The organism is Mesorhizobium sp. B4-1-1 (genome assembly GCF_006439375.1).
In the GTDB taxonomy this organism is placed as follows: Bacteria; Pseudomonadota; Alphaproteobacteria; order Rhizobiales; family Rhizobiaceae; genus Mesorhizobium.
The window spans coordinates 141663-160246 of record NZ_VFTH01000001.1; the positions used below are offsets into that span (position 1 = coordinate 141663).

The following is an 18584-nucleotide window of genomic DNA, read 5'->3' on the forward strand; positions in this document are numbered from 1 at the left end:
CGACTGTTTCGAGACGCTTAGAACGGGATCTCGTCGTCCAGCTCGCGCGACGAGCCGCCGCCACCGCCGCCCCTGGAACCGCCGCCGCCACGGCCTTCATTCGGACCGGACTGGCCGAAATCCGAGCCACGGCTGCTGCCGCCGCCGGAATAGTTGCCGACCTGGCCGCCGCCGCCCTCGCCGCGCGCGTCGAGCATTTGCAACTCGCCCCGGAATTTCTGCAGCACGACCTCGGTCGTGTATTTGTCGGCACCGGTCTGGTCTTGCCATTTGCGGGTTTGCAGCTGGCCCTCGACATAGACCTTCATGCCCTTCTTCAGATACTGCTCGGCCACCTTGGCGAGCTGGTCGTTGAAAATGACGACGTTATGCCACTCGGTCTTTTCCTTACGTTCGCCCGAGTTCTTGTCGCGCCAGCTTTCCGACGTGGCGATGCGAATGTTGACGACCGGATCACCGGAATTCAGGCGGCGGATTTCAGGATCCGCTCCGAGATTGCCGACCAGAATGACCTTGTTGACGCTACCCGCCATCTTACTTCTCCGCGCTCATCCGAAACAATTTTAAGTCGCTCACCTTACAGCCTGCGGGTCGCCGCCGCCCGCAAAGGCTGGCTTTTCCCACAAGGTTTTTGTTCTCTTTTCGTTCTAGTCATAGCTGCGCTTTCTGTCAAGGAAGGTCAGCAAAACCAGGGGTCGAACGTGCATTTTGATATGGCGATCAAATAGAAGCTTGCCAAATCAATAAGTATCGGCTTATGCTTTTGTCATGATCGAAGCAGAGATTTTCCGCGCTCTGGCCGACCCGACGCGACGCACCGTCTACGAGCAGCTGACCGCCGGCGAGATGAGCGTGAGCGAACTGCGGGCCGGCATGAGCGTGTCGCAGCCCGCGGTCTCCCAGCACCTTGCCGTGCTGCGCGCCGCCGGCCTCGTGGTCGAGCGGCGCGCCGGCCGCAACGCCTATTATCGCGCCGACCCGCAAGGGCTCGACCCGCTGCTCGGCTGGATCGAACGCTACCGCGCCTTCTGGCCGGAACGCATCGAGAAGTTGAAGATCGTTCTGAAGGAAATGGACCAATGACAGCTATAAAACACCCGACAGCGACCGAGGCGCCGCTCAGCTTCGAATGCGACCTCCCCGAGCCGCCGGAAAAAGTCTGGCGGGCACTGACCGAGCCAGAGCTGCTCGCCGCCTGGATGATGCCGAACGACATGAAGGCCGAAGCCGGCAGCCGCTTCGCCTTTGCCGGCCCGGATGCGCCGATCGAATGCGAGGTGCTCGAGGCCGAGCCCGGCAGGCTGCTGCGCTATTCCTGGCGCGAGCGGCCTGGCGCGGACGATGGCGAACTCCCGGCCTTCGACAGCATCGTCACCTTCACGCTGGCGCGCACCGCTTCCGGCGGCACGCATCTCAGCATCGTCCATGACGGCTTCGCGCGGGCAGCGCAGCCTCTCGTCGCCATCTCGGGCGCCGGCTGCGGGCTTTCGCTCGATGCGCGCAGAAATCCAATCGCCGCCAATGCGCCCTGCATGATGCTGCGCGCGGCCTGATCCGACCGAGGAGAAAAGCGATGAGCATTGCCAATCTGGTGCCGATGGTGATCGAGCAGTCGAGCCGCGGCGAACGCGCCTTCGACATATTTTCGCGGCTGCTGCGCGAGCGCATCGTCTTCATCAACGGGGAAATCAACGACAGCGTCTCGGCGCTGGTCTGCGCGCAGCTCCTGTCGCTGGAATCCGATCATCCCGATAAGGAGATCTCGATCTACATCAACTCGCCCGGCGGCATGGTGACCAGCGGCTTCGCCATCTACGACACCATGCAATACATTTCCTGCCCGGTGTCGACGGTGTGCATGGGTTTTGCCGCTTCGATGGGCTCCTTCCTTTTGATGGCCGGCAACCCGGGACGGCGCATCGCGCTGCCCAACACCCGCATCGTGCTGCATCAGCCGCTTGGCGGCTTCCAGGGCCAGGCTTCCGACATCCAGCGCCATGCCGAGGACATCGTGCGCACCAAGCAGCACATGACCGAGCTCTACGCCAAGCATTGCGGCCGGACCTATGAGGAGGTCGAGCGCACCCTCGACCGCGACTATTTCATGAGCGCCGCGGAAGCCAAGGACTGGGGTCTCGTCGACCACGTCTACGACACACGGAAGAAAGCTGCCTGATATCGCGGGCCGGACGCGCGGCAAATTGATCGCCCTGCGTCTGGCATCGTTCCAGCCGCGCCTCTATAGTTCGGGCATGCCCAAGCTGCTGCAAACCAGACATTTGTGCGTTGCCGCCGCCGCGCTTGCCGGCGCGCTGGTTGCCGGCACCGCGCTTGCCGACGACAACTCGCCGCAGAAGCTGCCCGGCGTCAGCGGCGACTACCGTATCGCCAAGCCGGCGCCGCAACCGGAACCGGACGACGCCCTGCCGGCCGGCAACGACGGCTCCTTCAGGATCGGCAATACCGATGTCAGGATCGGCGGCAGCATAACGATCGACATGGCCACGGGCGGCATGAAGCTGCCGAACCGCTGAGCGTCCTGCCCCGAAAATTTGCCGGATTGGGTGGTGCCCCTCAGCGCAGTCGGCGCCTGTGGCGATGCAGACCAAGAACACAAGAGCGCAAAAATGCAAGCCCCATCCCTGCTGCGCAGATGGATGGGGCTTCATGGATCTGAAATCCAACTTTAGCCGGGAGTGTACTGCCGGCGTTCGGTTTCGGATGCAACGCGGCGTTCAGCCGACGATCCGACTGTCGTCTCTGATTGTGGGGAATCGGCAAGTCACGGTTTGTCGGGCTGGCGTTTCAAGTCTGCCCTGGCACTTATGCCCGCCGCGGCTCCATCTCCGTGTGGAGCCTCAAGGGACTGTCCGGTGGCGTCATGCTCCGCTCCTGGGTCCGTTGCGACAATGTCGTTCGAAGCGCTGGTCGCTATCGCCTGCGGCGTCTCGCAGGCCGCCAGTTGGGCGGCGAGGCCATCGAAAGACGGCCGGCTTCGTTGACGCTTTTGAGACTGCTCCCCTCCGTCCGACACGTCAACCGTTGAATAGCCGGTTACCGAAAAATGTGATCGGCGGGAGGTTACGTCCAGGTAAGAGGTTACGTCCAGGTAAGTCGGGCGCCTTCGTGAACCGGTTCGGACGCGACGCAGGCGCTCTTTGTTTCCGCAGTTTTGTCAGGAGCGTGTTCGGCCTTTGTTCTTTCCGCTTGCCCGCTCGCGCGAAAGGCGGTTAAACGCTAGTCGTCGAGATGTGTGGTGTCTCTCGACGCGGCGGCAAAACAACCTACATAACGGATGGCCGGGACAACCCCGCCCAATCCAGCAAATTCCAGATCTGAGGCGGCGACCGGCGATGGCCGACCATAAATACCTTTCCATTCGCGGGGCGCGCGAACACAATCTCAAGAACGTCGATCTCGACCTGCCGCGTGACAGCCTGATCGTGATGACCGGACTGTCAGGGTCCGGCAAGTCGTCGCTCGCTTTCGACACCATCTATGCCGAGGGGCAGCGCCGCTATGTCGAGAGCCTGTCGGCCTATGCCCGCCAGTTCCTGGAGATGATGCAGAAGCCGGACGTCGACCAGATCGACGGCCTGTCGCCCGCCATCTCGATCGAGCAGAAGACCACCTCGAAGAACCCGCGCTCGACGGTCGGCACGGTCACCGAAATCTACGACTATATGCGCCTGCTGTTCGCGCGGGTCGGCATTCCCTATTCGCCGGCCACCGGTTTGCCGATCGAGAGCCAGACGGTTTCGCAGATGGTCGACCGGGTGCTCGCGCTCGACGAAGGCACGCGCCTGTTCCTGCTGGCGCCGATCGTGCGCGGTCGCAAGGGCGAGTACCGCAAGGAACTGCTTGAGCTGCAGAAGAAGGGCTTCCAGCGCGTCAAGGTGGACGGCGTCTTCTACGAGATCGCCGACGTGCCGGCGCTGGACAAGAAGTACAAGCACGACATCGACGTCGTCGTCGACCGCATCGTCGTGCGCGGCGATCTGGCAACCCGGCTTGCGGATTCGATGGAGACCGCGCTGAAGCTTGCCGAGGGCCTTGCCGTGGCCGAGTTCGCCGACCGGCCGCTCGACGCCAGCCTGACCGGCGAGGACTCGGTCAACAAGTCGAAGAACGAGACGCATGAGCGCATCCTGTTCTCGGAGAAGTTTGCCTGTCCGGTGTCCGGCTTCACCATTCCGGAGATCGAGCCGAGGCTGTTCTCGTTCAACAACCCGTTCGGCGCCTGCCCGACCTGCGATGGCCTCGGCAGCCAGCGCGCCATCGATCCCAACCTCGTGGTCCCGGACGAGAACGTTTCATTGCGCAATGGCGCCATCAGCCCGTGGGCGAAGTCGACCTCGCCTTACTATGCGCAGACGCTGGAAGCGCTGGGCAAGGCTTATGGCTTCAAGCTCGGCGACAAGTTCAAGGACCTCAGCGCGGAGGCGCAGGACGCGGTACTGCGCGGCACGGGCGAGCGCGAGATCACCTTCCAGTATGACGACGGGTTGCGCTCCTATAAGACGACCAAGACTTTCGAGGGCGTCATCCCCAATCTCGACCGGCGCTGGAAGGAAACGGAATCGGCCTGGATGCGCGAGGAGATCGAGCGCTTCATGTCGGCCACCCCCTGCCCGGCCTGCAACGGCTACCGGCTGAAGCCGGAAGCGCTGGCGGTGAAGATCGGCGGCAAACATATCGGCGAGGTCACGGAGCAGTCGATCCGCAAGGCCGATCAATGGTTCACCGATCTGCCGGCGCAGCTCAATGACAAGCAGAACGAGATCGCGGTGCGCGTGCTCAAGGAGATCCGCGAGCGGCTGCGCTTCCTCAACGACGTCGGCCTCGACTATCTGACGCTGTCGCGCAACTCCGGCACGCTGTCGGGCGGCGAGAGCCAGCGCATCCGGCTGGCCTCGCAGATCGGCTCCGGCCTGACAGGCGTGCTCTATGTGCTGGACGAGCCGTCGATCGGCCTGCACCAGCGCGACAATTCACGCTTGCTCGAAACGCTCAAGCATCTGCGCGATATCGGCAATACGGTGATCGTGGTCGAGCATGACGAGGACGCCATCCTGCATGCCGACTACGTCGTGGACATGGGCCCCGCCGCCGGCATCCATGGCGGCGAGATCATCGCTCAGGGAACGCCGCAGCAGGTGATGGCCAATCCCAATTCGATCACCGGCAAATATCTGTCGGGTGCGCTCGAAGTGGCGACGCCTGGCGTGCGGCGCGAGGCGAAGAAAAACCGGCGCATCAAGGTTGTCGGCGCGCGCGGCAACAATCTGAAGAATGTGACGGCGGAAATCCCGCTCGGCACCTTCACCGCGGTCACCGGCGTGTCGGGCGGCGGCAAGTCGACCTTCCTGATCGAGACCCTGTTCAAGGCGGCCTCGCGCCGCATCATGGGCTCGCGCGAGCATCCGGCCGAGCACGACCGCATCGAAGGGCTAGAATTCCTCGACAAGGTCATCGACATCGACCAGTCGCCGATTGGCCGTACGCCGCGCAGCAATCCGGCCACCTATACCGGCGCCTTCACGCCGATCCGCGACTGGTTCGCAGGCCTTCCGGAAGCCAAGGCGCGTGGCTACCAGCCAGGGCGTTTCTCCTTCAACGTCAAGGGCGGCCGCTGCGAGGCCTGCCAGGGCGACGGCGTCATCAAGATCGAGATGCACTTCCTGCCCGATGTCTATGTCACCTGCGACGTCTGCCACGGCAAGCGCTACAACCGCGAGACGCTGGACGTCGTGTTCAAGGGCAAGTCGATCGCCGACGTGCTCGACATGACGGTCGAGGAAGGCGTCGACTTCTTCTCCGCGGTGCCGGGCGTGCGCGACAAGCTGGAGACGCTGAAGCAGGTCGGCCTGGGCTACATCCATATCGGCCAGCAGGCGACGACGCTGTCGGGCGGCGAGGCGCAACGCATCAAGCTCGCCAAGGAATTGTCGCGCAAGGCGACCGGCAAGACGCTCTACATCCTCGACGAGCCGACCACCGGCCTGCACTTCCACGACGTCGCGAAGCTGCTCGAAGTGCTGCACGAGCTGGTCGACCAAGGCAACACGGTGGTGGTGATCGAGCACAATCTCGAGGTGATCAAGACCGCCGACTGGGTGCTCGATCTCGGCCCCGAAGGCGGCGACGGCGGCGGCGAGCTGGTGGCGTCGGGCACCCCGGAAGCGATCGTGCGCGAAAAGCGCAGCTACACCGGCCAGTTCCTGAAGGAGCTTCTGGAGCGCCGTCCCGGAGGCAAACGCGAAGCGGCCGAGTGATGACGAACAACGGTCTCGTCTCCGTCGAAAGCCGCTTCGGCGTCACAGAGACGATCGATAGGCTCGTTGAAACCATCACGCGCACCGGATTGCGCGTCTTCGCACGGATCGACCATGCCGCCGGCGCGCATGAGATCGGTGCGCCGCTGCGTCCAACCGAATTGCTTATCTTCGGCCATCCGAAAGGCAGCACACCGTTGATGCTGGACAAGCAAACAGCCGGCATCGACCTGCCGATCAAGGCGCTGGCCTGGGAGGATGAGCAAGGCAAGGTCTGGCTGTCCTACAACGACGCGCAGTGGCTGGCGGAGCGCCATGGCCTCGGCGACGTCAGCCGCGACGCCGTCGCCGCGATTGCCGCCGGCATGAAAAAGGTTGTCGCCGCCGCTGCCGGAGTGGACCAATCATGAGACTGGCCCGCCCTGACGATCTCGCCGCCGTCGTCGCGCTAACCACCGAAGCCTATGCGCCTTACACGCCCATCTTCGGCGGACCACCGGTCCCGGTCACCGAGGATTATGCGCCGCGCATCGAGCGCGGCGAGGTCTGGCTGCTGGAAGAAGGCTCACAGCTCGCCGGGTTGATCGTCATCGAGCGTCATCCCGACCACGCTATGATCTTCAGCGTCGCCGTCGCGCCGGCTTTCCAGGGCCGGAAGCTCGGCATTGCACTATTGGCCTTCGCCGACGAGCAGGCGCGGTCATGGGGCGTGCCGGAGGTGCGGCTCTACACCAATTCGCGCATGGAGCGGAACATCGCGCTTTATGCGGCCTATGGCTATCGCGAAACGGGTCGCCGGGCCAACCCGCACCGGCCAGGATGGACGCTGGTCGACATGGTGAAGCCGGTCGACAGAGCCGCCTGACCAAGTTTCAAAAACACCGAGGAGGAAGACGATGAGCCAAGGAAAGATCCGCTCCGGCATGGGCGGCTGGACTTTTGAGCCCTGGGATACCTCCTTCTATCCGGAGAAGCTCGCCAAGGCCAAGCAGTTGCACTATGCCAGCCGCCAAGTGCCGAGCATCGAGGTCAACGGCACCTACTATTCCAGCTTCAAGGAACCGACTTTCGTCAAGTGGGCCAACGACGCGCCGGACGGCTTCGTCTTCTCGCTCAAGGGCAACCGCTTCATCACCAACCGCCGCGTGCTTGGCGAGGCGGGAGAGTCGATGATGCGCTTCCTCGGCTCCGGCGTCGCCGCGCTCGGCGAGAAGCTCGGCCCGATTCTCTGGCAGTTCGCGCCGACCAAGAAATTCGACGCCGACGATTTCGAAGCTTTTCTCAAACTTCTGCCCGAGAAGCAGGACGGCGTGCCTCTGCGCCACGCGCTGGAGGTGCGCCACGACAGCTTCATCGTGCCGGAGTTTCCAGCGCTCGCCCGAAAATACAACGCGGCGATCGTTTATGCGGACCACGCCAAATATCCGGCGATCGCCGACATCACCGGCGATTTCGTCTACGCGCGGTTGCAGACCGGCAGCGACGACAACCCCGACTGCTACACGCCGAAAGGCCTCGACGAATGGGCGGGGCGGACAAAAACCTGGGCTGAAGGCAAACAACCCGCCGACCTGCCGCGCGCCGATCCGAAGACCGATGCGCCGGTCAAGCCGCGCGACGTGTTCGCCTACTTCATCACCGAGGGCAAGGTGCGCGCGCCGTTCGGCGCCATGGCGCTGATGAAACGGGTGGCGGGCTGATAGGGGCAAATCCCGCAATCTTCACGGCTATCGTAACGTAATCGATACTTCCTTGCTGCACTAATGCATCTACGCCAGGTTGCAGAGGCCCGGTGCCGGCAAGGACGCGTGCATGCTGCTCGACTACAATTCATTGCTGCTTGCCGTCGGCTTTTCCGCCGCTTGCCTCAGCCTCACGCTGTTCGGAACATGGCTGACCGCCCGTTCCGACAAATTCCTGCTGACTTGGGCGATTAGCGTGCTGGTCGTCGTGGCCGAGGTCTTTGTCTACGACGCCTATATCGAAAAGCCCGGAACGACGCTTGGCGTGCTGACGCTGGCGCTGCTCTTGCTGGGCTTCTCGGTCATGCTGGGGGCCGCCCATCAATTCAGGACCAGGCGTTCGCCCTTGCCGCTCATCGCGCTTGGCGCCGGCCTGTCCTTCGCCCTGGCCCTCCCGCCGATGGCGCTCGGCTATGACGGTCTGGGCTTCATTCTGGAGAACGCGCTGGCCGCGCTGCTTTTGTTCGGCGCCGCGCACGAATATTGGCGGGGCCGCGCGGAAGCGCCCGTCCATCTCATCGGCGTGGCGCTGCTCTATTCGCTGACGGCCGCATCCTTCGTGCTGTGCGCGGCCGTGCTGGCATGGGACGGCAAGCTCGTCCTCGGCCGTGCGCCGAGCAATTGGGCGGAGGATCTGAGCCTCGTCATCGTCATCGCCTCCATGACCGGCATCGGCGCATTGTCGCTGGCGCTCAACCAGGGGCGGCTCGCCCGCCATCATCAGCGCGAGGCGCAGACCGATGCCTTGACCGGGTTGCTCAACCGCCGCGCGTTGTTCGACCTTCACGGCAAGACACCCGTCGGCGCTTTCACGGCCGTGGTGGTGTTCGACCTCGACGGCTTCAAGGCCGTCAACGACCAGTTCGGTCATGCTGCGGGAGACGAGGTGCTGAAGGTCTTTGCCGAAGTGCTCTCCGCCGATCTGCGCCCGAGCGACGCGGTCGCCCGCATGGGTGGCGAGGAATTCGCCATGGTGTTGAGGCGCACTTTGCCCGAGACAGCCGAGGCGACGGCCGAACGTGTCAGGGCCACCTTCGCCGCGCGCACGGTGGAGACAGAGGCCGGGCCATTGCGCTGCACGGTCAGCGCCGGCTTCGCCCTCGGCAGCACGGACGGCATGAGCTTCGACAAAGTGCTCAGCGCCGCCGACAAGGCGCTCTATGCCGCCAAGCGCGGCGGCCGCAACCGCGTCCTGGATTTCCGCCGCGCCGGTTGAGTTTTACCGCCGCGTGCGAACTCTCAATGGTGCGAGATCACTTCGTTGAAGGCGTCGAGATCGACATAGAAAACCTTGGTGATCTCATCCAGGAGATGATCCTCGTCATAGCCTTGCGACATCAGGATGTTGATCGCGGTCATGATATCGACGCGCTCGGTGAGACGCCGCTTTTGGTAGTCCTCGACAAAACGTTCCATCGCCGTCCCCTGGCAAGATTCTTTTTGGACGCATTGACCGACAATCACTGCGGGGAAAGCTAAGCAGGCTTGCTTGCGTGGAACTTGCGGGCGGTTTCCGCGCGCCTTCCCCCTCATTCGCGACTGGATACGGAAAGCGGCCGACTCACCAAGGCCGGGAAAAGACTAGCATGCGGTATTCGACCTACCAGAGCCGTCGAACGCTTCGTCATCCTTGGGCATAGCAATGCGAAGCGGAGCGAAGACCCGAGAGTCCATTCCGTTACTTCGAAGCATCACCAACGGTGCAAAAACGTAGGGCGGCAGGAGCGAGGTTGAACGGCCGTTACTTTATACCGCCGCATCGTCCGGCATCGGTGCGCGACGTCGCTGCGCCCCTTGCTTCGCCCAAGGATGACGGCCGGCACTACACTGTCAGGAACTTCCGCACATCCGCCCGGTCGAGGTCCTCGGCCGGACCGGTATGCACGATCTGGCCGCGATCCATGATGTTGACCTCGTCGGCAAGCTCCCGGCAGAAGTCGAGATATTGCTCGACCAGAAGCACCGCGATCCCCGCCTGGTCGCGCAGATAGCGGATGGCGCGGCCGATATCCTTGATGATCGAAGGCTGGATGCCTTCGGTGGGCTCATCGAGCACCAGGAGCTTGGGCCGCATCACCAGCGCCCGGCCTATGGCGAGTTGCTGCTGCTGCCCGCCGGAAAGGTCGCCGCCGCGGCGCGACAGCATCTGCTTCAAGACCGGGAACAGCTCGAAGACATACGCCGGAACATTACGATCTGCACGCCTGAGCGGCGCGAAACCGGATTCCAGGTTCTCGCGCACCGTGAGCAGCGGAAAAACCTCCCTGCCCTGCGGCACGAATGCGATGCCCGACCGGGCGCGATCATACGCCGCGCTCCGGTCGAGCGCCTTCCCCTCGAAGGCAACGCTTCCGCTCGTCAGCCGGTGATGGCCGACGATCGATCTCATCAAACTGGTTTTGCCGACGCCGTTGCGGCCGAGCACGCAGGTGATCTTGCCAGCGCCGGCCTTGAGCGAAACGCCGCGCAGCGCCTGGGCGGCGCCGTAGTGGAGCGTGGCGTTTGAAACTTCGAGCATGTCAGCCCCTTGTCCAGCGCTTCAAAAAAGCGAAATCGAAACGATGGAACGGAACCCGCCAGATCATCCTTCACCGCCCCAGATAGACTTCGACGACGCGCTCGTCGGCCGATACGAAATCGAGCGTGCCTTCAGACAGCACCGAGCCCTCATGCAGGCAGGTGACCTTGACGCCGAGCTCGCGCACGAAATGCATGTCGTGCTCGACGACCACCACCGAATGGTCGCGGGCGATATCCTTGAGCAGGCGCGCGGTCTCCTCGGTCTCGGCATCGGTCATGCCGGCCACCGGTTCGTCGACGAGCAGAAGCTTCGGATCCTGCGCAAGCAGCATGCCGATCTCCAGCCATTGCTTCTGGCCGTGGCTCAGATTGGCGGCGAACTCGTCGCGCTTGTCGCCGAGACGGATGATGGCGAGGATATCGTCGACGCGCCGTCTCTCGGCTGTCGAGCGGCGATGGAACAGGGCCGGAAAGATCGAGCGCAGCCCCTTCAGCGCCAGCATCAGATTGTCCTCGACGCTGTGGCTTTCGAAGACGGTCGGCTTCTGGAATTTGCGGCCGATGCCCATCATGGCGATCTCGGCCTCGTCGTGCCGGGTGAGATCGACCTGGCCATCGAAGAACACTTCGCCTTCGTCCGGCCGCGTCTTGCCGGTTACGATGTCCATCATCGTCGTCTTGCCGGCGCCATTGGGCCCGATGATCGCCCGCATCTCGCCCCTGTCGAGCACCAGCGACAGATTGTTGATGGCGCGAAAACCGTCGAAGGAGACCGAGACGCCGTCGAGATAGAGGATGGTGTTGGACTTGCCCATGGATCGCTCACTCCGCCGGCTGCGGCTCGGGGCCGGTGGCCGACCAGGCGCCCGGTGTCGTCGCCGCCGAGCGCACGATCCTCGGTTCGGGCGCGTCGGGACCGGCGCCGGCTTCCGCCGCAAGCGAAGCCGCGCGCAAGGCTTTTGCCCTGCCGCGCCAGCCGTCCCACATGCCGACGATGCCCTTGGGCAAAAGCAGCGTGACGGCGACGAACAGCCCGCCCAGGGCGAACAGCCAGAATTCCGGCATCACGCCGGTGAACCAGGATTTGCCGGCGTTGACCAGCAGCGCGCCGATGATCGGGCCGACGATGGTGCCGCGGCCGCCGACGGCGGTCCAGATCACCACCTCGATCGAGTTGGACGGCTCGAACTCGCCGGGATTGATGATGCCGACCTGCGGCACGTAGAGCGCGCCGGCGATGCCGGCCATGATAGCGGAAACGACGAAGGCGAAGAGCTTGACGTTCTCGGCCCGCCACCCGAGGAAGCGGGTGCGGCTCTCGGCGTCACGCACCGCCATCAGCAGCTTGCCGTATTTGGAGCGCACGATCGCCGAGGTGATGAAGACAGCGATCGCCAGCGCGACGGCACTGGCCGCAAACAGCGCCGAGCGTGTCGTATCCGCCTGGACGTTGAAGCCCAGAATATCCTTGAAATCGGTCAGGCCGTTGTTGCCGCCAAAGCCCATGTCGTTGCGGAAGAAGGCGAGCAGCAGCGCATAGGTCATCGCCTGGGTGATGATCGAGAGATAGACGCCGGTGACGCGGCTGCGGAAGGCGAACCAGCCGAAGACGAAGGCAAGCAGGCCGGGTACCGCAAGCACCATCAGCGCCGCGAACCAGAAATGGTCGAAGCCGTACCAGAACCAGGGCAGCTCCTTGTAGTTCAGGAACACCATGAAATCCGGCAGGATGGGATTGCCGTAGACGCCGCGCGAGCCGATCTGGCGCATCAGATACATGCCCATCGCATAGCCGCCGAGCGCGAAGAAGGCGCCGTGGCCGAGCGAAAGAATGCCGCAATAGCCCCAGACCAGGTCGAGCGCGAGCGCCAGCAGCGCGTAGCAGAGATATTTGCCGACCAGCGCCACTATGTAGGGCGGGATGTAGAAGGCGCTTTGCGGCGAGACCGCCAGGTTGAGCAGCGGCACGATGATGGCGGCTGCGAGCAGCGCGAGGATCGTGACGGCGATACGGCGGTCCGCCGAAAGGAAGCGCCGGGCGATCATGCTTCCACCGCCCGGCCCTTCAGCGCGAACAGGCCGCGCGGACGCTTCTGGATGAACAGGATGATCAGCACCAGCACGACGATCTTGCCGAGCACGGCGCCGGCATAGGGTTCGAGGAATTTGTTGACGATGCCCAGCGAAAAGGCGCCGACCAGCGTGCCCCAGAGATTGCCGACGCCACCGAAGACGACGACCATGAAACTGTCGATGATGTAGCCGCGTCCGAGATTGGGCGAGACGTTGTCGATCTGGCTGAGCGCGACACCAGCGATGCCGGCAATGCCGGAGCCCAGCGCAAAGGTCAGCGCGTCAACCCAAGGCGTGCGGATGCCCATGGAGGCGGCCATGCGGCGGTTGGCGGTGACAGCGCGCATCTGCAGGCCCCACGGCGTGCGCTTCATGACGTAGAGCAGCACGGCAAACACGGCGAGCGCGAACACCAGGATCCACAGCCGGTTCCAGGTGATCGCCAATTGGCCGACGTCGAATGACCCGGACATCCAGGACGGGTTGCCGACTTCCTGGTTGGTCGGTCCGAAGATGGTGCGCACGGCCTGCTGCAGGATCAGCGAGACACCCCAGGTGGCGAGCAGCGTCTCCAGCGGGCGGCCGTAAAGGAAACGGATGACGCCGCGTTCGATGGCAAGCCCGACAAGTGCGGCGACCAGGAAGGCGAGCGGCAGCGCGATCACCAGCGACCAGTCGAACAGGCCGGGGAACGAAGTGCGGATCACCTGCTGGACGACGAAGGTCGTATATGCGCCGAGCATGACCATCTCGCCATGCGCCATGTTGATGACGCCCATGACGCCGAAGGTGATGGCGAGCCCGATCGCGGCGAGCAGCAACACCGACCCGAGCGAGATGCCGTACCAGATGTTCTGGCCGGCATCCCAGATCGCCAATGTCGAATTGATGCTGCCGATCGCCGCGCTTGCCGCCCCCTTGACGGCGCCCTGCGTATTGGCCTCGACCGAGGTGAGCAGCGAAACCGCGTCGCGGTCGCCGCGCGCCGCGATGACCGGAATCGCCGCCAGTCTGTCGGCCTCCGGCTTGTCGGAGACCAGGACCGACGCGGCGCGGGCCTGTTCGAACAGAGCCTTGACGCCAGGGACCGTCTCGGCGGCGATTGCCGCATCGAGCGGCTCGATGTTTGCCGCATCGGGCGTCTTGAACATGGTCGCAGCGGCGGCAAGGCGCACGCCCGGGTCCTTGGCGCGCAGCGTCAGCGTGCCCAGCGCATCGCGGATCGTGCGGCGCAATCCGTTGTTGACTTTGATCTTGGTGAGGTCGGCCTTGGCGGCGTCGGCCGTCTTTTCGCCGCTTAGGGGATCGAGCAATTCGATGCCGTCTCCCGCTTCCTTGCCGACAAAGACTTGGGAGTCGCCCTTGCGGATGTAGAGATTGCCGTCGGCCAGCGCCGAAAGGGGTCGCTCGACGGTCGGATCGCCGCTCGCGGCAAGCTCGTGCACGACGGCCTCGGTAGCCGAGAAGCTGGTTGCCGTCGCGAATTTGGCGATCGATGCGCGAAGATCGGCCTCGGCCGCCTTCGACGGCGTCAGTCCAGCCATCGTCAGCAGCAACATCAGACCAATTGCGCGCAGCAGCAGCATTGTCGTCTTCAAGCAGCTTTCCTGGTTTCGGTGATCTTGCCCGGGCGGGTTGAGGAACCTGCCCGGGCGGCGGTCTCGGATCGTGGGGCCACTCCGCGACCCGAAGGACCTGGGAGGATCAGTTTATGCCCTTGCCGCCGCACTTGCCGGTCTTGACGTTGAAGTTGCCGCAGCTGAGCGGCGCACGCCAATCGGAGATCAGGTCCTTGGAATCAGGCAGGTAGTCGGACCATTCGTCGCCCATCACCAGGCCAGGCGTCTGCGAGACGGTCTCGAACTGGCCGTCGGCCTGGATTTCGCCGATCAGCACCGGCTTGGTGATGTGATGGTTCGGCATCATGGTCGAATAGCCGCCGGTCAGGTTCGGCACCGACACGCCGACCATGGCGTCGATGACCTTGTCGGGATCGGTGGTGCCGGCCTTCTCGACCGCCTTCACCCACATGTTGAAGCCGATATAATGGGCTTCCATCGGGTCGTTGGTGGTGCGCTTGTCGTTCTTGATGAACTCGTGCCAGTCGTCGATGAACTTCTTGTTCTCGGGCGTGTCGACGCTCTCGAAATAGTTCCAGGCGGCGAGATGGCCGACCAGCGGCGCGGTGTCGAGACCGGCCAGTTCCTCTTCGCCGACCGAGAAGGCCATGACCGGAATGTCCTCGGCCTTGATGCCCTGGTTGCCGAGCTCCTTGTAGAACGGCACGTTGGCATCGCCGTTGACGGTCGAGACCACGGCCGTCTTCTTGCCGGCCGAACCGAATTTCTTGATCGCCGAAACCTCGGTCTGCCAGTCGGAGAAGCCGAACGGCGTGTAGTTGACCATGATGTCCTCGGCCGGCACGCCCTTCGCTTTCAGATAGGCTTCGAGGATCTTGTTGGTGGTGCGCGGATAGACGTAGTCGGTGCCTTCGAGCACCCAGCGCTTCACCGAACCGCCATCGGCGCTCATCAGGTAATCGACAGCCGGGATGGCCTGCTGGTTCGGCGCCGCACCCGTGTAGAAGACGTTGCGCTCGCTCTCCTCGCCCTCATACTGGACCGGGTAGAATAGGATGTTGTCGAGTTCCGAGAACACCGGCAGCACCGATTTGCGCGACACCGAGGTCCAGCAGCCGAACACGGCCGCGACCTTGTCCTTGGAAATCAGCTCGCGCGCCTTTTCGGCGAAGAGCGGCCAGTTGGACGCCGGATCGACGACCACCGCTTCCAGTTTCTTGCCGAGCAGGCCGCCCTTGGCGTTTTGCTCGTCGATAAGCATCAGCATGACGTCTTTCAGCGTCGTCTCCGAAATCGCCATGGTCCCCGACAGCGAATGGAGGATGCCGACCTTGATCGTGTCTTCAGCCGCCTTGGCGGAAGCCGATGCCAGCAGACCGGCCGCGACGACGCCCGCCGACAGGATTTTTGTAATTTTCGCGAAGTTACCCCTCATATGACACACTCCCAAGCGTGATTGTTTGCATCGCAACATACACTGTGCAAGCGACGTGCCAGACGGAATGCGCTCGACGGAATTTCAGGATAACGAAGAGATTACAGGCGGTTATCCGGTAGCCGGGAAACTTTTCGCATCCACTGCAATGCAGCGGGTTGAGAAAAGTTTACGCAATGCTGCCTAGGTTTTGCCCAAATGTAAAAAATGCCTAAACTTTCACCATGAAGGCAAAGTCGGGCTGATCAGCCCTGTTGCGGGCCTATGGCAAAATGGGGCAAGGTCGCCGCGCAAACGAGCAACGTCATGGCCCTGCGCACGATCCTGAGTTTCCTGCTTCTTGTCTCCGCCGCCGGCGGCGCGCGCGCCGATTTCACCGACGGCAAGTTGCCGGACGGCGCCTATCACTGCGAGGTCTACCTGCTCGGCCTGTTCCTCAATCTCGGCGACATCACCATCAAGGGCAATGTCTATAGTGGCCCGGTGACCTTTGGCGCTTCGGGAACCTATAACTACCAGATGAATCCCAATGGCGAGATCACCTGGCTTGGTCCGCTCGGCGGCTACACCAGCGGCGGCAATTCGATCTCCATGACTCAGGCGACGCTGGACGACCCAAGCGGTCCCTCCTTCGACATCATCATGAAGCAGCAGGACGGTGCCTTCACGGCCTCGACCTGCACCAGGAGACAGCCCGCATAAAAAAGGCGCGGAACCCTCACGGGTCCCGCGCCAGCAGGCAGTCGGGAGGTTAGATAGTCTTTGCCGACATCTGGGCTGCGATGTAGTCGGCCTGGCGGATCGCCAGCGTCACGATGGTCAGCGTCGGGTTCTCCGCGGCACCGCTGGTGAACTGGCTGCCGTCGGAAACGAACAGGTTCTTGATATCGTGCGACTGGCCGTGCTTGTTGACCACGCCGTCCTCCGGCTTCTCGCTCATCCGGTTGGTGCCGAGATTGTGGGTGGACGGATAAGGCGGCGTCGGGAAGGTCCGCGTTGCGCCGACCGCGGCGTAGAGCGCCTGGCCCTGCTTGTAGGCATGCTCACGCATTGCCTCGTCGTTCGGATGGTCGTCGAAATGGACGTCGGCGATCGGCATGCCGTGTTCGTCCTTCTCATCCTTGTGCAGCGTGATGCGGTTCTCCTCGCGCGGCATGTCCTCGCCGACGATCCACAGGCCCGCCATGTGGTCGTAATGGTCGAGCGCGGTGGTGAAGGAGCGGCCCCAACCGCCGGGGTTGAGGAAGGCCGCCATGAACGGCAGGCCAAGCGACAAGGTTTCCATCTCATAGCCGCCGACGAAGCCGCGCGAGGGATCGTGGCGCGCCTCGTCGCGGATGATGCCGGCCATGGTTGTACCGCGATACATGTGCACCGGCTTGTCGAAGATCGCATAGACCGAGCCGGTGGTGTGGCGCATGTAGTTCTTGCCCACCTGCCCGGATGAGTTGGCAAGCCCATGCGGGAATTTGGACGATTCCGAATTGAGCAGCAGGCGCGGGCTCTCGATCGAATTGCCGGCGACTGCGACGATGCGGGCTTTCTGCTCCTGCAGCTTGCCATCCTTGTCGGCATAGACGACGCCGGTCACCTTGCCTGAAGCGTCATGGCTGATCTTGATCGCCATCGAGTTCGGCCGGACTTCCAGATGCCCGGTCGCCTCGCCCTTCGGGATTTCGGTGTAGAGCGTCGACCATTTGGCGCCCCATTTGCAGCCCTGGAAGCAGAAGCCGGTCTGCTGGCAGGAGTTGCGGTCGTCGCGCTCCACCGAATTGATGGCCATGTTGCCGGTATGGCACTCCTTGTAGCCGAGCTTGTCGGCGCCGGCCTTGAGCACCTTGAAGTTGTTGTTGCCGGGCAGCCGCGGCCAGTTGTTGGTACCTGTCACACCCATCTTGGCTTCGGCCTTGGCGTAATAGGGTTCCATCTCGGCCAGTGTCACCGGCCAGTCGAGAAGGTTCGCGCCCTTGACCTTGCCATAGGTCGTGGCCGTCTTGAATTCATGTTCCTGGAAGCGCAGCGAGGCGCCCGCCCAGTGTGTCGTCGAGCCGCCGACCGACTTGACGATCCAGGCCGGCAGATTCGGGAAATCCTTGGCCACGCGCCAGTCGCCGGAAGTGGTGCGCTTGTCCTTCCAGGCGAGCTGCGCAAAGGAATCCCACTCGTCGTTGATGAAATCCTCGTACTCATGGCGGGCGCCCGCCTCGAGGATGACGACATCGATGCCTTTTTGCGCCAGCTCATTGCCAAGCGTGCCGCCGCCGGCGCCGGAACCGATGATGACGACCACGCCGTCGTTCTTGAGATCAAATGATGCTGCCATGGTTTCCTCCCATGAAATCTATCGAAAAACGGTTCGGGACATCGCGCCTTACAGCCACTCGATGTCGTTGAAGCCGCGCGCGATGTAGCCGCCCTTGGAATAGGACTCGCCCTCGTAACCGAAGATCGGCCACAGCTCTTTCTGGTTGTAGAGGCTGACGACGAGGCCGCCGCGCACCGCCTGGAAGAAGGGCGTCTTCTCGATGTCGGTGAGCAGCGCGACCCGCTGTTCTTCCCAGCCAAGCCCGCGATAGCCGCCCTTGCCGGCCTTCTTGTCGAGCTCGGCGATGCCCTTCTCGATCAGCTCCTTGTGGGCCGGGTCCTTGGCTGCCGTCTCGTCGTGGCCCTTGACGGCAATGGCGTAGTATTTGTCCGGCACCTGGTCGTGCGGATAGATGTCGCGCGCCACCTGGATCAGCGTCGCCATCGTCTCGGGCTTCAGCGCCGAGGTTTCGAGGCCCCAGGCGTGTTCGGGGCTGATGACGGCGCTGCCGGAGATGATGAGCAGCGCACCAGCGCCGCCGCGCTTCAAAAGCTCGCGCCGCGAAAGCCCGGCTTTCTTCTCGTAGCCAGGTTTCTTTTCGTAGACTGTGACCATGATTTCCTCCCTGCTTGCTGTTCGCACCCCCGAGAGAGT

19 protein-coding genes are annotated in these 18584 nt (G+C 63.3%); 10 read left to right on the forward strand and 9 right to left on the reverse strand.

The window, feature by feature from the left end; genetic code table 11:
- Positions 1–17: 17 nt before the first annotated feature.
- Positions 18–533 carry a single-stranded DNA-binding protein gene (locus tag FJW10_RS00745; RefSeq protein WP_140864209.1) on the reverse strand — a complete coding sequence of 172 codons (516 nt, stop codon included), beginning with the start codon at positions 531–533 and terminating at the stop codon, positions 18–20.
- Between the two features lie 235 nt (positions 534–768).
- On the opposite strand from FJW10_RS00745, the gene FJW10_RS00750 reads away from it, so the two are divergent.
- The 9 genes from FJW10_RS00750 (at position 769) to FJW10_RS00790 (ending at position 9233) form a co-directional block, all read left to right on the forward strand.
- Entirely contained in the window at positions 769–1083 is a 315-nt protein-coding gene (locus FJW10_RS00750) for a metalloregulator ArsR/SmtB family transcription factor (RefSeq protein ID WP_140897661.1), read from the forward strand.
- On the forward strand, positions 1080–1553 hold the full coding sequence (locus FJW10_RS00755; RefSeq protein WP_140897663.1) for an SRPBCC domain-containing protein: 474 nt from the start codon (positions 1080–1082) through the stop codon (positions 1551–1553). Before FJW10_RS00750 ends, FJW10_RS00755 begins: the two co-directional genes overlap by 4 nt.
- Positions 1554–1573: 20 nt before the next feature.
- Positions 1574–2176 (forward strand): ATP-dependent Clp protease proteolytic subunit, encoded by a 603-nt coding sequence (locus FJW10_RS00760; protein WP_140642887.1) that lies wholly within the window; start codon positions 1574–1576, stop codon positions 2174–2176.
- 76 nt (positions 2177–2252) lie between these two features.
- A complete protein-coding gene (locus FJW10_RS00765) occupies positions 2253–2534 on the forward strand; it encodes a hypothetical protein (RefSeq protein ID WP_140898212.1) in 282 nt (93 codons plus the stop codon).
- Between the two features lie 819 nt (positions 2535–3353).
- Positions 3354–6275, forward strand: a complete 2922-nt coding sequence (gene uvrA / locus FJW10_RS00770) for an excinuclease ABC subunit UvrA (RefSeq protein WP_140897665.1) — start codon at positions 3354–3356, stop codon at positions 6273–6275.
- The gene (locus FJW10_RS00775) at positions 6275–6685 is read left to right on the forward strand and encodes a DUF302 domain-containing protein (protein WP_181177362.1); all 411 of its coding nucleotides are present in this window, start codon (positions 6275–6277) and stop codon (positions 6683–6685) included. Before uvrA ends, FJW10_RS00775 begins: the two co-directional genes overlap by 1 nt.
- Positions 6574–7140 (forward strand): GNAT family N-acetyltransferase, encoded by a 567-nt coding sequence (locus FJW10_RS00780; RefSeq protein WP_246674072.1) that lies wholly within the window; start codon positions 6574–6576, stop codon positions 7138–7140. The genes FJW10_RS00775 and FJW10_RS00780 overlap by 112 nt, the downstream gene beginning before the upstream one ends.
- 31 nt (positions 7141–7171) lie before the next feature.
- Positions 7172–7975, forward strand: a complete 804-nt coding sequence (locus FJW10_RS00785) for a DUF72 domain-containing protein (RefSeq protein WP_140897671.1) — start codon at positions 7172–7174, stop codon at positions 7973–7975.
- A gap of 112 nt (positions 7976–8087) precedes the next feature.
- Positions 8088–9233, forward strand: a complete 1146-nt coding sequence (locus FJW10_RS00790) for a GGDEF domain-containing protein (protein ID WP_140897673.1) — start codon at positions 8088–8090, stop codon at positions 9231–9233.
- Positions 9234–9256: 23 nt separating this feature from the next.
- Here the strand turns inward: FJW10_RS00790 and FJW10_RS00795 are convergent, their stop codons facing one another.
- The 6 genes from FJW10_RS00795 to urtA all read right to left on the reverse strand — a co-directional run bounded on the left by FJW10_RS00795 (position 9257) and on the right by urtA (position 15625).
- Positions 9257–9433: a hypothetical protein gene (locus FJW10_RS00795; protein WP_095765283.1), complete on the reverse strand. Its 177-nt coding sequence runs from the start codon at positions 9431–9433 to the stop codon at positions 9257–9259.
- A 406-nt stretch (positions 9434–9839) separates the two neighbouring features.
- Positions 9840–10535, reverse strand: coding sequence for an urea ABC transporter ATP-binding subunit UrtE (gene urtE, locus FJW10_RS00800; protein ID WP_140897675.1), 696 nt, complete (start codon positions 10533–10535; stop codon positions 9840–9842).
- A 70-nt stretch (positions 10536–10605) separates the two neighbouring features.
- Positions 10606–11352, reverse strand: a complete 747-nt coding sequence (urtD, locus tag FJW10_RS00805; RefSeq protein WP_140897677.1) for an urea ABC transporter ATP-binding protein UrtD — start codon at positions 11350–11352, stop codon at positions 10606–10608.
- Positions 11353–11359: 7 nt separating this feature from the next.
- Complete coding sequence (gene urtC / locus FJW10_RS00810; protein WP_140897679.1) at positions 11360–12583, reverse strand: urea ABC transporter permease subunit UrtC; 1224 nt, start codon at positions 12581–12583, stop codon at positions 11360–11362.
- Positions 12580–14196: an urea ABC transporter permease subunit UrtB gene (gene urtB / locus FJW10_RS00815; protein WP_140898214.1), complete on the reverse strand. Its 1617-nt coding sequence runs from the start codon at positions 14194–14196 to the stop codon at positions 12580–12582. Before urtB ends, urtC begins: the two co-directional genes overlap by 4 nt.
- Positions 14197–14314: 118 nt before the next feature.
- Positions 14315–15625, reverse strand: a complete 1311-nt coding sequence (gene urtA, locus FJW10_RS00820) for an urea ABC transporter substrate-binding protein (RefSeq protein ID WP_140897681.1) — start codon at positions 15623–15625, stop codon at positions 14315–14317.
- A 306-nt stretch (positions 15626–15931) separates the two neighbouring features.
- On the opposite strand from urtA, the gene FJW10_RS00825 reads away from it, so the two are divergent.
- A complete protein-coding gene (locus tag FJW10_RS00825) occupies positions 15932–16327 on the forward strand; it encodes a hypothetical protein (protein WP_140897683.1) in 396 nt (131 codons plus the stop codon).
- A gap of 49 nt (positions 16328–16376) precedes the next feature.
- Here FJW10_RS00825 and FJW10_RS00830 read toward each other — a convergent pair whose 3' ends face one another.
- Together FJW10_RS00830 and FJW10_RS00835 are read right to left on the reverse strand one after the other, a co-directional pair.
- On the reverse strand, positions 16377–17948 hold the full coding sequence (locus FJW10_RS00830; protein ID WP_140897685.1) for a GMC family oxidoreductase: 1572 nt from the start codon (positions 17946–17948) through the stop codon (positions 16377–16379).
- A 48-nt stretch (positions 17949–17996) separates the two neighbouring features.
- Positions 17997–18545 (reverse strand): gluconate 2-dehydrogenase subunit 3 family protein, encoded by a 549-nt coding sequence (locus FJW10_RS00835; protein ID WP_140897687.1) that lies wholly within the window; start codon positions 18543–18545, stop codon positions 17997–17999.
- Positions 18546–18584: the final 39 nt, after the last annotated feature.

Excerpts from the sequence above, each read along its gene's own strand:
- FJW10_RS00745 (WP_140864209.1), bottom strand. The coding sequence starts at position 533 with ATGGCGGGTAGCGTCAACAAGGTCATTCTGGTCGGCAATCTCGGAGCG.
- FJW10_RS00750 (WP_140897661.1), top strand. The coding sequence starts at position 769 with ATGATCGAAGCAGAGATTTTCCGCGCTCTGGCCGACCCGACGCGACGC.
- FJW10_RS00755 (WP_140897663.1), top strand. The coding sequence starts at position 1,080 with ATGACAGCTATAAAACACCCGACAGCGACCGAGGCGCCGCTCAGCTTC.
- FJW10_RS00760 (WP_140642887.1), top strand. The coding sequence starts at position 1,574 with ATGAGCATTGCCAATCTGGTGCCGATGGTGATCGAGCAGTCGAGCCGC.
- FJW10_RS00765 (WP_140898212.1), top strand. The coding sequence starts at position 2,253 with ATGCCCAAGCTGCTGCAAACCAGACATTTGTGCGTTGCCGCCGCCGCG.
- uvrA (WP_140897665.1), top strand. The coding sequence starts at position 3,354 with ATGGCCGACCATAAATACCTTTCCATTCGCGGGGCGCGCGAACACAAT.
- FJW10_RS00775 (WP_181177362.1), top strand. The coding sequence starts at position 6,275 with ATGACGAACAACGGTCTCGTCTCCGTCGAAAGCCGCTTCGGCGTCACA.
- FJW10_RS00785 (WP_140897671.1), top strand. The coding sequence starts at position 7,172 with ATGAGCCAAGGAAAGATCCGCTCCGGCATGGGCGGCTGGACTTTTGAG.
- FJW10_RS00790 (WP_140897673.1), top strand. The coding sequence starts at position 8,088 with ATGCTGCTCGACTACAATTCATTGCTGCTTGCCGTCGGCTTTTCCGCC.
- FJW10_RS00795 (WP_095765283.1), bottom strand. The coding sequence starts at position 9,433 with ATGGAACGTTTTGTCGAGGACTACCAAAAGCGGCGTCTCACCGAGCGC.
- urtE (WP_140897675.1), bottom strand. The coding sequence starts at position 10,535 with ATGCTCGAAGTTTCAAACGCCACGCTCCACTACGGCGCCGCCCAGGCG.
- urtD (WP_140897677.1), bottom strand. The coding sequence starts at position 11,352 with ATGGGCAAGTCCAACACCATCCTCTATCTCGACGGCGTCTCGGTCTCC.
- urtC (WP_140897679.1), bottom strand. The coding sequence starts at position 12,583 with ATGATCGCCCGGCGCTTCCTTTCGGCGGACCGCCGTATCGCCGTCACG.
- urtB (WP_140898214.1), bottom strand. The coding sequence starts at position 14,196 with ATGCTGCTGCTGCGCGCAATTGGTCTGATGTTGCTGCTGACGATGGCT.
- urtA (WP_140897681.1), bottom strand. The coding sequence starts at position 15,625 with ATGAGGGGTAACTTCGCGAAAATTACAAAAATCCTGTCGGCGGGCGTC.
- FJW10_RS00825 (WP_140897683.1), top strand. The coding sequence starts at position 15,932 with ATGGCCCTGCGCACGATCCTGAGTTTCCTGCTTCTTGTCTCCGCCGCC.
- FJW10_RS00830 (WP_140897685.1), bottom strand. The coding sequence starts at position 17,948 with ATGGCAGCATCATTTGATCTCAAGAACGACGGCGTGGTCGTCATCATC.
- FJW10_RS00835 (WP_140897687.1), bottom strand. The coding sequence starts at position 18,545 with ATGGTCACAGTCTACGAAAAGAAACCTGGCTACGAGAAGAAAGCCGGG.